The organism is Amycolatopsis panacis, from assembly GCF_003600245.1.
GTDB lineage: Bacteria > Actinomycetota > Actinomycetes > Mycobacteriales > Pseudonocardiaceae > Amycolatopsis > Amycolatopsis sulphurea.
In genome coordinates, this window is record NZ_QZFV01000074.1 from 14,679 (window position 1) to 26,810 (window position 12,132).

General features: G+C 71.3%; 13 protein-coding genes. 7 read left to right on the forward strand and 6 right to left on the reverse strand.

Annotated features, from left to right (window positions below; genetic code table 11):
- Positions 1-91: 91 nt before the first annotated feature.
- From D5S19_RS11925 to D5S19_RS11935, 3 genes are all read right to left on the reverse strand, one after another.
- The gene (locus tag D5S19_RS11925) at positions 92-622 is read right to left on the reverse strand and encodes a DUF6069 family protein (RefSeq protein ID WP_120023418.1); all 531 of its coding nucleotides are present in this window, start codon (positions 620-622) and stop codon (positions 92-94) included.
- A gap of 47 nt (positions 623-669) precedes the next feature.
- A complete protein-coding gene (locus tag D5S19_RS11930; RefSeq protein ID WP_120023419.1) occupies positions 670-1,263 on the reverse strand; it encodes an HdeD family acid-resistance protein in 594 nt (197 codons plus the stop codon).
- 84 nt (positions 1,264-1,347) lie between these two features.
- Positions 1,348-2,469, reverse strand: a complete 1,122-nt coding sequence (locus D5S19_RS11935; RefSeq protein ID WP_233573855.1) for a cytochrome P450 — start codon at positions 2,467-2,469, stop codon at positions 1,348-1,350.
- 431 nt (positions 2,470-2,900) lie between these two features.
- Here D5S19_RS11935 and D5S19_RS11940 point away from each other — a divergent pair, with 431 nt between their 5' ends.
- A complete protein-coding gene (locus D5S19_RS11940; protein WP_120023421.1) occupies positions 2,901-3,971 on the forward strand; it encodes a TetR/AcrR family transcriptional regulator in 1,071 nt (356 codons plus the stop codon).
- Between the two features lie 115 nt (positions 3,972-4,086).
- On the opposite strand, the gene D5S19_RS11945 is transcribed toward D5S19_RS11940, so the two are convergent.
- Both D5S19_RS11945 and D5S19_RS11950 read right to left on the reverse strand, forming a co-directional pair.
- Positions 4,087-5,325, reverse strand: coding sequence for an MFS transporter (locus D5S19_RS11945; RefSeq protein WP_120023422.1), 1,239 nt, complete (start codon positions 5,323-5,325; stop codon positions 4,087-4,089).
- Positions 5,326-5,548: 223 nt separating this feature from the next.
- Positions 5,549-6,190, reverse strand: a complete 642-nt coding sequence (locus D5S19_RS11950; protein ID WP_325050258.1) for a GntR family transcriptional regulator — start codon at positions 6,188-6,190, stop codon at positions 5,549-5,551.
- Between the two features lie 143 nt (positions 6,191-6,333).
- Here D5S19_RS11950 and D5S19_RS11955 point away from each other — a divergent pair, with 143 nt between their 5' ends.
- From D5S19_RS11955 to D5S19_RS11975, 5 genes are read left to right on the forward strand one after another with little or no spacing between them, the layout of a single operon-like run.
- Positions 6,334-7,242, forward strand: a complete 909-nt coding sequence (locus D5S19_RS11955; protein WP_120023424.1) for a dihydrodipicolinate synthase family protein — start codon at positions 6,334-6,336, stop codon at positions 7,240-7,242.
- A gap of 3 nt (positions 7,243-7,245) precedes the next feature.
- Positions 7,246-8,247 carry a proline racemase family protein gene (locus tag D5S19_RS11960; RefSeq protein WP_120023425.1) on the forward strand — a complete coding sequence of 334 codons (1,002 nt, stop codon included), beginning with the start codon at positions 7,246-7,248 and terminating at the stop codon, positions 8,245-8,247.
- Positions 8,244-9,146: an ornithine cyclodeaminase family protein gene (locus tag D5S19_RS11965; RefSeq protein WP_233573844.1), complete on the forward strand. Its 903-nt coding sequence runs from the start codon at positions 8,244-8,246 to the stop codon at positions 9,144-9,146. Before D5S19_RS11960 ends, D5S19_RS11965 begins: the two co-directional genes overlap by 4 nt.
- The gene (locus D5S19_RS11970; RefSeq protein ID WP_233573845.1) at positions 9,143-9,814 is read left to right on the forward strand and encodes a GntR family transcriptional regulator; all 672 of its coding nucleotides are present in this window, start codon (positions 9,143-9,145) and stop codon (positions 9,812-9,814) included. Before D5S19_RS11965 ends, D5S19_RS11970 begins: the two co-directional genes overlap by 4 nt.
- Before the next feature lie 33 nt (positions 9,815-9,847).
- On the forward strand, positions 9,848-10,474 hold the full coding sequence (locus tag D5S19_RS11975; protein WP_120023426.1) for a class I SAM-dependent DNA methyltransferase: 627 nt from the start codon (positions 9,848-9,850) through the stop codon (positions 10,472-10,474).
- Positions 10,475-10,552: 78 nt separating this feature from the next.
- Here the strand turns inward: D5S19_RS11975 and D5S19_RS11980 are convergent, their stop codons facing one another.
- The gene (locus D5S19_RS11980) at positions 10,553-10,831 is read right to left on the reverse strand and encodes an antitoxin (RefSeq protein WP_120023427.1); all 279 of its coding nucleotides are present in this window, start codon (positions 10,829-10,831) and stop codon (positions 10,553-10,555) included.
- Between the two features lie 205 nt (positions 10,832-11,036).
- On the opposite strand from D5S19_RS11980, the gene D5S19_RS11985 reads away from it, so the two are divergent.
- The gene (locus D5S19_RS11985) at positions 11,037-12,131 is read left to right on the forward strand and encodes a CaiB/BaiF CoA transferase family protein (protein WP_120023428.1); all 1,095 of its coding nucleotides are present in this window, start codon (positions 11,037-11,039) and stop codon (positions 12,129-12,131) included.
- Position 12,132 lies beyond the last annotated feature (1 nt).

Below are 12,132 nucleotides of genomic sequence, written 5' to 3' on the forward strand. Positions count from 1 at the left end.
CTCGGCGCGTGACCGAAGGCAGGAGGTCATGATGCCGAGGCCGAGCGGATTCGGCCCCGGGGGCTCGGTGCACTCGCGTGAGGTGCCCGGTTCAGCTGTCGTAGTACGAGGAAGGCGGCTGCTGCCGGGTCGGCGGCGGTGGCTCCCGGCGGCCGGTCTTGTGCCGGTGCAGGGTGCGTGCGTTCGCCGCCATGCTGCTCACCACGAGCGCGATCACTAGGCCGATCACGAGGTTGATCGCCGCGGTCGCGATTTTCGCGCTCCGCTCCACGGTGAGGGTGAGCGGGAGGACGACCGCGATCAGTGTCACCAGCACCATGATCCAGCCGAAGAACTGGCCGGGAGCCGGGGTGGCGACGCTGAGCAGGTGCATCAGCCCGGTGGCCAGGAGCGCGGCAAGGGCGGCTGCGATCGTGTACGTGGTGGTGCTCGCGTTGCCCCAGATACCGTCGCCCTTCGGGGCCAGTACGGGCACATCGAACAGGCCCCGGGCGATCAGCAGGCCGACGAACGCGACCAGGGCCGCGACCACCGCGGTCGCGACTCCGCCCGCCCAAAGCCTGGCCGCGTCCACACCGGGGCGGACATCCTGCCCGTATTCACCACGCGGGTACTGTGTCATCACCGATCCCTCCGCCGCCGGGCTGCTCGTCGCCTCCGATTGTCTCGCTACCCGGGCTCTTCCGCTGGCTCGGATTTCGCCAGCCGGCGCAACCGAAATGCCAGCACGACGAGCACGATCCCATGCAGCAGCGCGTAGCAGCCGAGCAAGATCGCGATTCCGACCACCCCGGCGATCGGGCGCACCAGTACCAGCACCCCGGCGACCACGGCCACCAGCCCGGCCACGATGAGGAAGGCCTCCCCGGTGATCTGCTTGCGCAGCCGGATCGCGGCCACGATCTCGGCGACGCCAGTGACCACCGCCCACACGCCGGCGAACGTCGCGAGCGCCAGCACGGTGAGCGCGGGCCAGACGAGCACGAGCACCCCGGCCGCGAGCCCCAGCAGCCCCAGTAACGCGTGCGCGAGGCGGTGCGTGCCGTCGCCTGGCCGGAACGCCTGGACGATCGCGCCGAATCCGTCGACCAGTGCGTAGATGCCGAACAGTACCGCCAGCGCCAGCACGGTGACGCCGGGCCAGACGAGCGCGAACACGCCGAAGACCACGGCCAGCGCACCGCGCGTGGCGACCAGTGGCCACGCCCGCCGGGGATCCAGCACGGCCAGGCCGAGCACGGGTGGAGTCTGGAATGCGGACATACGTTCCTCCCGGGTATGTGCCGACCGGGGGCACGGTAACGCCGGGCGTGGGTTTCGGCCCGCGGACCTCACCCGATCGGGGCGCTAGCCGGACACCTGCAGCGTGGCCAGCCGCCAGGTGCCCGGGTCCGGGGCCCGCCGCGCTTCGAGCGTGCGCAGCGTGCGGAACCGGTCGAACAACGCGGTGAGCGCGACCTCGATCTGAACGCGGGCGAACGAGGCGCCGAGGCAGAAGTGCGGACCGTAGGCGAACCCGAGGTGCCCGCCCGCTGCCCGGCGTACGTCCAGCCGGTCCGGCTCAGGGAACACCCGCGGGTCCCGGTTCGCCGCCGCGATCGACACGGTCACCTGCTCGCCTTCGCGGACGGTGACGCCGTACAGCTCGACGTCCTGGGTTGCGCGCCGGGGAATGGTCAGCAGCTGCGAGCCGCACCAGCGCATCAGCTCGTCCACCGCGTTCGGCCACTGGTGTGGTTCGGCTCGGAGCACGTCCAGCTGATCGGGGTAGGTGATCAGCGCATCTACGGCGTTGGCCAGGAAATTCGCCGGAGTCTGCCCGGCGAGCACGAGCTGCCAGACGAGGGCCACGGTCTCCTGGCCGGTCAGCCCCGCGTCCTCGGTGAGGTGGCGCAGCAGCTCGCTGTCCGGGTGTGCGACGAGGTCTCGTGCGCCGTCGATGATCCCGGGGACGGCGGTGGCGAATCCTTCGCCGGAGCCGCGGACCACGTTCGAGCCGTACTCGTGCCAGCTCGGCCGGTCGGCCTCCGGGACGCCGGCCAGTTCGCAGATCACCTCCATCGGCAACGGCTGCGCGAACGCGGTGATCAGGTCCACCGGCTCGTGCGCGGGCAGGGCGTCGAGCAGCCGGGCCACCACGCGGTCGATCCGAGGCCGGAACGCCAGCGCCCGCCGCGCCGCGAACGCCGGTGCGGTCAGCCGGCGGAGGCGGGCATGCGGTTCGCCCTCCATTTCCTGCATGGTCCGCATATACGGACGGCAGTGCTCGGGCACGTCGAGCGGCTGGAAGGTGCCCGCCCCGAGCGCGAACCGCGGATCGGTGAGCATCGCGCGCGCCTCGGCGTGCCGCGTCAGCACCCACACCGGGCCGAACCCCGGTCCGCTGAGCCGGGCCACCGGTCCCTGTTCCCGCGCGCGTCCGTAGGTGGTGAACGGATCGGTGATCACGGCGGGGTCGGCCAGGTTGATCTCGGGAACGTCCGGGGCGGGGCGCGAGGGCGTGGGGTTGTGCGAGCCGGCGGTGGACGTCGGGCGGGGGGTCTCGGGGCTGGTGCTGCCGGGGTCGGGATCGGCGGGCAGAGAGGTCGCCGGGTCGGGTGAAGTCTTGGGCGGCAGGTCCGAGCTGGGGGATTCCGAGGCTTGGGGCGCGGGGCCGGATGGCGTGGAGCCGGACTGCTCGCCGTCCTGGAGCGTGGAACTGGGGCGTGAGCCGCCGGAGGGTTCGGATGGTGCGGGTTCGTCAGCTCTGAAGTCAGCGGGCACGGGCATCTCCGGGGAGTTCGGTCCGGGTCATCCGGATGGGGGTGAGCAGACAACCGGTCATTCAGATGGTGAGTTCAGATGATCTCATCATATACATGCGAACGCTAGTCTGCCGCCGAGGAGATCGGAGGACCCACATGGCCCGGCTGACCAGGGCGGAAACGCAGGAGCGCAACCGGGCGAAGGTGCTCGGCGCGGCGCGGGAGGAGTTCACCGAACGGGGGTTTCGGGAGGCGAAGATCGACGTGATCGCCCAGCGGGCGGAGCTGACGCGCGGGGCCGTCTACTCCAACTTCCCGGGTAAGCGCGCGCTGTACTTCGCCGTGCTCGCGGAGGAGGCGGAACGGTCCGCGGCCGAGCCGCCGGGGCCGTACCGTTCGCTCACCGCGGGGGACGTGCTGGGCGCGCTGGCCCGCACTTGGGTGGCGCGGCTGCCGCTGGCGACCGACCCCGCCGCGCGGCTGGGGGTGGAGCTGCTCCCGGAGATTCTCGCCGACGAGCTGACCCACCGGCCCTACGCGCAGCTCCTGCGGTTCGATGCGATCGTGTTCGGCTTGGCCATGGAACGTCTGTCCCCGCCGGAACGGATGGACGGGCGACTGGTCCGGGTGGCCGAGGCGGCATTCACGCTGCTGCACGGCGCGAGTCAGCTCGCTGCTGCCGCGCCCGGCTTCGGTGAGCCGTTCAATGTGGTGCGTGCGTGCGAGGCGTTGCCGTCGCTGCGATTCGAGGACAGCTGGCCGACTCCGCCGATCGTGCCGCAGGCGCGGGCCGCGGGGGAGGCGTGGGCGCCGCCGAAAGCGTTCGACGCGCTGCGTGCGCAGCCGGTCCGCCTCGACGGCGACGGGGTGGTGGCGGTGCTCGGCCTGCACCGCCTGTCCGCGATCGAGGAAGCCGTGCGCGCCGCGTTCACCACCGACGACGTGACGCTGGTCGTGGTCACCGGGCAGCCCGGTGAGCTGGTGCCACTGGTCGCCCTCGTGCTCGCCGATCTGCGCGGCTTGCTCCGTCAGTCGTGCCCGGAACACGCGTGGCCGCGGCTGCGGGTGGTGGTCGACGAGACCGGTGAGATCGCTGCCGCCGCCGGCGTCTCCGCGGTGAGCGACGCGACGGAAACCGCCATCCGGGTCGAATCGGGCCGGATCGCGGTCCGTGCCGAGGGTTTCGGCGCCTGCCATGCGGCGGCGAGGGGAGGAGCGGTCGCCTGATCTGGGGATCGTGTCGAGCACCGCCCGGCGAAACCGGCCCGGATGGCCGATGAAGGTCGCCGTGCCGGGTGACTTGTACTGCTGCCACGGCCAGTCGTTCCCGCCCCTGACGGAACTACTCGGTTTGAACCTTGGGTCCACAATGGATGTTCCATCCGGTGGGCAGGTGCCGTCGGGAATGCCGGGCGATCACGGCCGTGCCGCCGAGTGCCAGTACGGCGAGGCAGCCCAGCAGCATGGGGTATCCGGCTGCTCCCTCGAGTGCGGCCAGTAGTGACGGAAGAAGGAAACCGAGATAGGCCAGCGCGTAGAAGATGCCGGTCAGCTCGGCGATTTCGGTCGGCTGGGCGAGTCGCTGCAGTTCCAGCAGGCCGGAAACGACCACGATGCCGTACGCGGTGCCGAGGACGAGTGCGGTCAGTAGTGCGAGCCAAGGTGAACGTTCTGCGGCCGTGACGGCGCTCATCGCGAGTCCGGCGCACATCACGGTCATCCCGGTGAGGATCGCGCGGGCGCTGTTCGTCCGGTCCACGCGTTTCGCGATCGGCTGGATTCCGACGCCGGCGCCGATGGCGCAGACCGTGAGCAGCGTCGAGTAGCCGAGGGACCATGAGCCGAGACGGTCGTGCACGAGCTGCGGCATGACGGCGTAAGCGATACCGCACGAGCCGAAAATCCATGGCGCGGACGGCACGATCACCCGCCGGAAACGGGGATGCCTTGTGGTGCCGGGCAGTCCGCGCCGCGCCGGCGTCCGAAGCGCGTCAAGGCGGAGGGTCTCCTTGCCGCGCGCGGCGAACGGCAAGGCGGTCAGAATCAGTCCAATATGGACGAAATAGGGCAGGATCATCGGCCATGGTCCCCACTGGGCGAGTACCCCGGCGACTCCAGGGCCGGCGCCGAGCCCGAGGGTGAGGCACAGCGCCGCGCGGCGGGTGCCGACGTCCGGGGTGGCCCGCGGGTCGAGGTCGGCCAGCTCCTTGATCCAGGTGGAGCCGACCGCCATCGCGACCGCGACCGCCACCCCGGTGAGGAACCGGCCGGCCGCGATCCACCCCGCCCCGAACGGCCCGAGCGCGATCAGCCCGCTCGCCACCAGCGAGCACACCGTGCCCGCGAGCATCACCGGCCGTCGTCCGAACCGGGTGGACAGGCCGCCGGACACCAGCAGCCCGGGCACCAGGCCGAGCACATACGCGCCGAGCAGCGCGTCGACGGTGAAGGCCGAGTAGCCCGCGGCCTGGTACATCACCAGCAGCGGGGTGAACTGGTTACCGCCCCAGCCGCACACGAACACCGCGGCGGCGGCGGGGAACCAGGTTGTCCGGGTGGTCGGCGGGGTGGCTGTGCTCATCGGTGGTGCACCTGGTTCAAGTGGGGATTTCGGGGGCGGGGTCTCCGGTGGGGTGTGCTGATCGTTCCTTGATGGCTGCGGTGTGTGAGCAACGGCCGACACGAGTCCGTCTCCGTGCTGGTTGTGGTCACCGGAGGTGGGTGTGCGGGGAAATCCGCGCACCCGGTCGCCAAGGACATGCGCCCGGGTCCCCGTGGTGGCCACCGAAAACCAGGCCCGGCGGTCATCGGCGGTGTACCCGGTCCAAGTGCGCACGCAGCGCGGGGGCGAACGCACCGGCCTCGGTGTCGGCCGCGGTGATGATGCGCAGCAGGTGCTCGTGTTCCCCGACGATCTCCGGGAGCTGGCCGCGGATCGGGCTGAGGGCGTGTACGTTCATGCGCCGCTGGCGATCTGCGAGGGTGGCGTAGAAGTCCAGCAGCAAGGCGTTCCCGCCGGCGGCGACGATCGTGCGGTGGAAGAGTTCGTCGGCCTCGGCGAAGGCGTGTAGGTCATCGGCTTCGGCGTGTCGCCGCTGGGCGTCGAGGACGCGGTGCAACTCGGTGAGCGCGCCGGGGATCAGCTCCGGGCGGCGGGCCAGCCTGCGGACTGCGGACGTTTCCACGGCCTCCCGTGCGTCGAGCACGTCCTCGGCCTCGCCTGGCGGTACCGGGACCACTACGGCGCCCCGCTTGGGGATCAGGTTGAGCAGGCCTTCGACCTGCAGCCGCAGGAAGGCTTCGCGCACCGGGGTCCGGCTGACGCCGAGGCGTTCGGCGATCTCGCCCTCGCTGAACAGGTGCCCACCGGGCAGTTCGCCGGTCAGGACGAGTTCCTTGGTCAGGAGGTAGGCGCGATCGGCGGCGGGCACGCGGGGTTCGGTCACGACGGCGACGGTAGCATGCATCTTAGCTTGTATCTAAGCGGTGCGACCTGCCGCGCACGGCAGGCAGTCCGGTCCCAGCTCTGTACAATGTCACATAACACATGGCACGATGGGTGAGCCGGACACCGTCCCAGGGAGGGCTCATGACAGACCGCGAAAAGCCATGGCACGGCGTGCTGGTGGCGACTGCGCTTCCGTTCCGGGAAGCCGCGAACGGCACGTTGGCACCGGACTTCGACACTTACAGTGAGCACGTCTCGTGGCTGGCGGCGAACGGCTGCCACGGCGTGACCCCGAACGGTTCACTCGGCGAGTACCAGACGTTGACCCCGGAAGAACGCTCCCGGGTGGTCCAGGTCGCGGTCGCCGCGGCGCCGGAGGGTTTCTCGGTGATGCCGGGTGTTGCGGCGTACGGGGCCGTGGAGGCGCGGCGCTGGGCCGAGGACGCGGCCGAGGCGGGCTGCGCCGCGGTGATGTTGTTGCCGCCCAACGCCTTTCGCGCGGACGACCGGTCGGTGGTGGCGCACTACCGGGAGGTCGCCAAGGCCGGGTTGCCGATCGTGGCCTACAACAACCCGTTCGACACCAAGGTCGATCTCGTGCCCGAGCTGCTGGCGGAGCTGTACCACGAGGGTTTGATCAAGGGTGTGAAAGAGTTTTCCGGCGATGTCCGGCGCACTTACCAGATCGCCGAGCTGGCGCCGGGCCTCGACGTGCTGTGCGGGGCCGACGACGTGGCGCTCGAACTGGCCATCGGCGGCGCGGTCGGCTGGGTCTCCGGGTACCCGAACGCGCTCCCGAAGGCGTCCATCGACCTGTGGGCCGCTGCGACGGCGGGTGATCTCGCCACGGCCTTGCCGCTCTATCGGTCGCTGCATCCGCTGCTGCGCTGGGATTCGAAGACCGAATTCGTCCAGGCGATCAAGCTGAGCATGGATCTGGCCGGCCGGTACGGTGGGCCTTGCCGGCCGCCACGGGTGCCGTTGACCGCGGAACAGGACAAGCTGGTGCGGGAGGCGACCGTCCGGGCACTTGAGGAAGGACTTTCCTAGACCATGCGGGCGAAACGGGTGTTCCATGCGGTCGATTCGCACACCGAGGGGATGCCCACCCGGGTGATCACCGGCGGGGTGGGCATGCTGCCGGGGGCGAGCATGGCCGAGCGGCGGCAGTACTTCATGCAGCATCTCGACCACCTGCGCACCCTGCTGATGGAGGAGCCGCGCGGGCATTCCGCGATGAGCGGTGCGATCCTGCAGCCGCCCACCCGTCCGGACGCCGACTGGGGCGTGCTGTTCATCGAGGTCTCCGGCTGCCTGCCGATGTGCGGGCACGGAACCATCGGCGTCGCCACGGTGCTGGTGGAGACCGGGATGGTGGAGGTCCACGAGCCGGTCACCGAGATCCGCCTGGACACCCCGGCCGGGCTGGTGCTCGCGCGGGTCGCGGTCGAGGACGGGGTGGCCCGGTCGGTGACGCTGCGCAACGTGGCCTCCTTCGCGGTCGGGCTGGATCGTGAGGTGGCCGTGCCCGGGCTCGGCCCGGTGCGTTACGACCTGGCCTTCGGTGGGAACTTCTACGCCATTGTGGAGCTTGAGCAGCTCGGGATCCCGTTCGACCGCGGGGAAAAGCAGCGGATGCTGACCGCGGCACTGTCCATTATGGACGCAGTGACCGAGCGAGACCGGCCGGTGCACCCGGAGAATCCGGAGATCGCCGGCTGCCACCACGTGTACCTCGCCGCCCCGGGGTCCACCGCGCGGCATTCCCGGCACGCGATGGCCATCCACCCCGGCTGGTTCGACCGGTCGCCCTGCGGCACCGGCACCAGCGCGCGGATGGCGCAGCTGCACGCGCGCGGGGAACTCCCGTTGCAGACGGATTTCCGCAACGAGTCGTTCCTCGGCACCGCGTTCACCGGCCGGTTGCTGGAGGAGACCACCGTGGCGGGCCGCCCCGCGGTGGTGCCCGCCATCACCGGACGCGCCTGGCTGACGGGGACCGCGCAGTACTTCCTTGATCCCGACGACCCGTTCCCGGCAGGATTCCGGCTGTGAAGCTCCTCGATGCCGAACCGGCGATGCACCTGGCCATCGACGCCCTGCGTGCGGCGCTGCTCGGCGGACTCGACCCGGACGCCGATCCGGCCCGGTCGGTGGTCGGGGTACCGGCCGGGCAGCTGCTGCTCATGCCCGCCTCGTGGGCCGGGTTCACCGGGGTCAAGGTGGCCTCGGTCGCGCCGGGCAACCCGGCCCGGGGGCTGCCTCGCGTCCAGGGGCACTACCTGCTGCTCGACGGTGCGACGCTGAGTCCGCTGGCCCTGCTGGACGGGGTCGCGATCACCTCGGTGCGCACCGCGGCCGTGTCCGCCGTCGCGGCCGGAGCGCTGGCCGAACCCGACGCCTCCCGGCTCGTGGTGTTCGGCACCGGCCCGCAGGCGCACAGTCATGTCGCCGCGTTGCGCGCCGTGCGGCCGGTGCGGGAACTGGTCGTGGTCGGCCGGGATCCGGTGCGGACGCAGGACTTCGCGGACAAGTACGGCGAACTGTCCGCCCGGGCCGGCACGTCCGCCGACGTCGCCAAGGCTGATCTCGTCGCCTGCTGCACCACCGCGCGGACCCCGTTGTTCGACGGCGCGCTGCTGCCGGAACACGCCACGGTGGTCGCCGTCGGTTCGCACGAACCGGATGCCCGCGAGGTCGACGACACCACGGCCCGGCGTGCCACGGTGGTCGTCGAGACGACCGCCGCCGCGCTGCGGGAGGCCGGTGACGTGGTGCAGGCCGTGCGATCCGGGGCGCTCGCCGAGCCGGATCTGGTCCCGCTCGCCGACCTGGTCCGTGGGCGGGCGCACGCGACGGGCGGGCCCCGGTTGTTCAAGAGCGTGGGGATGGCGTGGGAGGATCTCGTGGTCGCCGCGGCCACCTACCGGGCCGCGCTCGGGGAGGGATCGTGACCGAGGAACAGCCGCCGCTGGTCCTGCCGTCGTTCGGGGTGCCGCGCAACCTTCGCGAGCGGATCACCGAAACGCTGCGCGCGGCGGTGATCTCCGGTGAGCTGCGTCCCGGGGCCGTGCACTCCGCGCCGCACCTGGCCGCGCAGTTCGGCGTCTCGGCCACCCCGGTCCGCGAGGCCATGCTCGACCTGGTCAAGGAAGGCCTGGTGGACACGGTGCGCAACAAGGGTTTCCGGGTCACCGAACCGTCCGAAAAGGACCTGGACGACCTCAGTGAGCTGCGTGCGCTGATCGAGGTGCCCACGGTCCGCAGGCTCGCCGAGACCGGGGTGGACCCGCAGGTGCTGGCCCGGCTGCGTCCTCTGGCCGCGGGGATCGAACGCGCGGCCGTCGAGCACGACCTGATCGCGCACGTCGCCACGGACATGCAGTTCCACCTGATGCTGCTTGCCGAGGCGGGCAATCCGCAGCTGGTCGAGGTGGTCCGCTCGCTGCGTGCCCGTTCCCGGATCTACGGACTGCGCCGGCTGGCCGAGCGCGAGGAGCTGGTGCCTTCCTCCGCCGAGCACGCCCAGCTGCTGGACCTGCTGGAAGCTCGCGACGCGGACGGCGCCCAGGCCCTGATGGATCGCCACATCCGGCATGTGCGCGGGATCTGGGCGGGATAACGTGATCTCCTCCGGCGACGAGGGGAGACCAGGATGAGCGGAACCGATCCGGCGGAAGTGTTCGACGCGATCGGCGCGGACTACGAGGCGGCGTTCGGGCCGCGCCCGGTGGCCGGACGCGCGGTGCGGGGCCTGCTGGCGGTGCTGCCGGCCGGTGCGCGCGTGCTCGACCTGGGCAGTGGCACCGGCCGCCCGGTCGCCGCGGACCTCGCCGCGGCGGGTCACCGGGTGACCGGCCTCGACGTATCCGGGGAGATGGTCCGGATCGCCCGTGCCCAGGTCCCGGGCGCCGAGTTCGTGCAAGCGGATGTGCGGTACTGGGAGACCGGCCCGGAGAGCTGGGACGCGGTCTGCGCGTTCTTCTCGTTCCTGCAGATGACCCGTGCGGACACCGAGGCGGTGCTGGCTCGCGTCGCAGGCTGGCTGGCACCCGGCGGCCTCCTGGCCCTGGCGACCGTTCCGGCCGACGTCGAAGATCTGCCGATCGAGTTCCTCGGCCACCGCATGGTCGTGACGAGCTACTCCGCCGAGGCGCTGGCGGACCGGGTTCGCGCGGCCGGGTTCGAGGTGCTCGAGACGCACCGGGAGACCTTCGCGCCGGACAAGCCGGGTGCCGAGCCGGAGGAGCACCTGCTGATCAGCGCGCGCAAACCCGGCTGAGCACCTCTGGTCCTTTGTGGACGGTTGACCGGAGCGCGGGTGGCGGCCGTACCGGAGGGGGTGGCCGCCACCCCGGTATCACTGCGGCGCGTCGCCGGGCTGCTGCTCCTGGCCGCCGCCGAACTGCTGCTGCTCATCCGGGCCACCGGCTTGCGGCTGCCCGCCGCCTTCCGGTTGCTGCTCGCCGCCGAGGTGTTCCTTCAGTTTGTCCGCACCCTGGCGGATCTGGTCGCCGTGGCCGCCGCCGGTCTTCTCGTCGGCGAAATCGGCGGCCTTGTCGATGCCCTCGCCGGCCTTGTCCTTGTTGCCGCCCGCGAATTCCTGGAGTTTTTCCTTGGCCTGGTCGAAAAAGCTCATGATCGCTCCCTTGCCTCGTCGGTGACCATCGCGGTCTGGATACCAGCCGGGTACCCGCGGGGCACGGCGGCCAGACGCCGGGGTCCCCGGTTCGGGTGACGGGTGGCGTGGTCCGGGCGTGACCGGCCCCACCTGTGGGTTAAACCCGGCTCGCGGGCGTCGGTTAGCGTGGGCGGGCACTCGGAGCCGAGCACGGGGAGGACACGTGGCGGGACCGCTGGACGGACTGAAGGTCGTGGAGCTGGCGGGGCTCGGACCGGCCCCGCACGCGTGCATGGTGCTCGCCGACCTCGGGGCGGACGTGGTGCGGGTGGAACGCCCGTCCGGTTCGCTGAACCTCACCGGAGACCGGCCCGACCCGATGCTGCGCGGGCGCCGTTCGGTGGCGGTGGACCTGAAGGCACCCGAGGGCCGCGAACTCGTGCTCCGGCTGGTGGACAAGGCGGACGTGCTCGTCGAAGGGCTGCGGCCGGGCGTCGCCGAGCGGCTCGGGGTCGGGCCTGAACAGTGCCGGGAGCGCAACCCGCGCCTGGTCTACGGCCGGATGACCGGCTGGGGTCAGCACGGGCCGCTGGCGCAGCGGGCCGGGCACGACATCAACTACCTCGGTCTCACCGGCGTATTGCACGCGATCGGCCGCGCGGGGGAGCGACCGGTGCCGCCGCTGAACCTCGTCGGTGACTTCGGCGGCGGTTCGATGTTCCTGCTCACCGGGGTGCTCTCGGCGTTGTGGGAACGGGAGCGCACCGGCCTGGGCCAGGTCGTCGACGCGGCAATGGTGGACGGCGCGGGCGTGCTGGCGCAGATGTTCTGGGCGTTTCGCGGGCTCGGCTTGTGGTCCGACGAACGCGGAACCAACCTTCTCGACGGCGGTGCTCCGTTCTACGACACCTATGTTTGCGCGGACGGTCGTTACGTCGCGGTCGGTGCGCTGGAGCCGCAGTTCTACACGGCACTGCTGGCTGGGCTCGACCTCACCGACGCAGGGCTCCCCGCGCAGCTGGACCGCGAAGGCTGGCCCGCGTTGCGCGCAGCGTTCACGCGCGCCTTCCTCTCCCGTACCCGCGACGAATGGGCCGCCCACTTCGCCGATGTCGACGCCTGTGTCACGCCGGTGCTCGCGCAGGACGAGGTCGCCGCGCACCCGCACATCGCGGCCCGTTCCGGGCTGATCGAGCTGGACGGCGTCGTCCAGCCCGCTCCGGCGCCGCGGTTTTCCCGCACCCCGGCGGACATTCCGTCTCCGCCGCCGATCCCGGGTGGCGATCTCGACGCGGTGCTGGCCGACTGGGCGCTCTGAT

Bases quoted from the DNA above. Each gene is read 5' to 3' on its own strand.
- D5S19_RS11930 (WP_120023419.1), bottom strand. From the start codon at position 1,263: ATGTCCGCATTCCAGACTCCACCCGTGCTCGGCCTGGCCGTGCTGGAT.
- D5S19_RS11925 (WP_120023418.1), bottom strand. From the start codon at position 622: ATGACACAGTACCCGCGTGGTGAATACGGGCAGGATGTCCGCCCCGGT.
- D5S19_RS11975 (WP_120023426.1), top strand. From the start codon at position 9,848: ATGAGCGGAACCGATCCGGCGGAAGTGTTCGACGCGATCGGCGCGGAC.
- D5S19_RS11940 (WP_120023421.1), top strand. From the start codon at position 2,901: ATGGCCCGGCTGACCAGGGCGGAAACGCAGGAGCGCAACCGGGCGAAG.
- D5S19_RS11980 (WP_120023427.1), bottom strand. From the start codon at position 10,831: ATGAGCTTTTTCGACCAGGCCAAGGAAAAACTCCAGGAATTCGCGGGC.
- D5S19_RS11960 (WP_120023425.1), top strand. From the start codon at position 7,246: ATGCGGGCGAAACGGGTGTTCCATGCGGTCGATTCGCACACCGAGGGG.
- D5S19_RS11955 (WP_120023424.1), top strand. From the start codon at position 6,334: ATGACAGACCGCGAAAAGCCATGGCACGGCGTGCTGGTGGCGACTGCG.
- D5S19_RS11945 (WP_120023422.1), bottom strand. From the start codon at position 5,325: ATGAGCACAGCCACCCCGCCGACCACCCGGACAACCTGGTTCCCCGCC.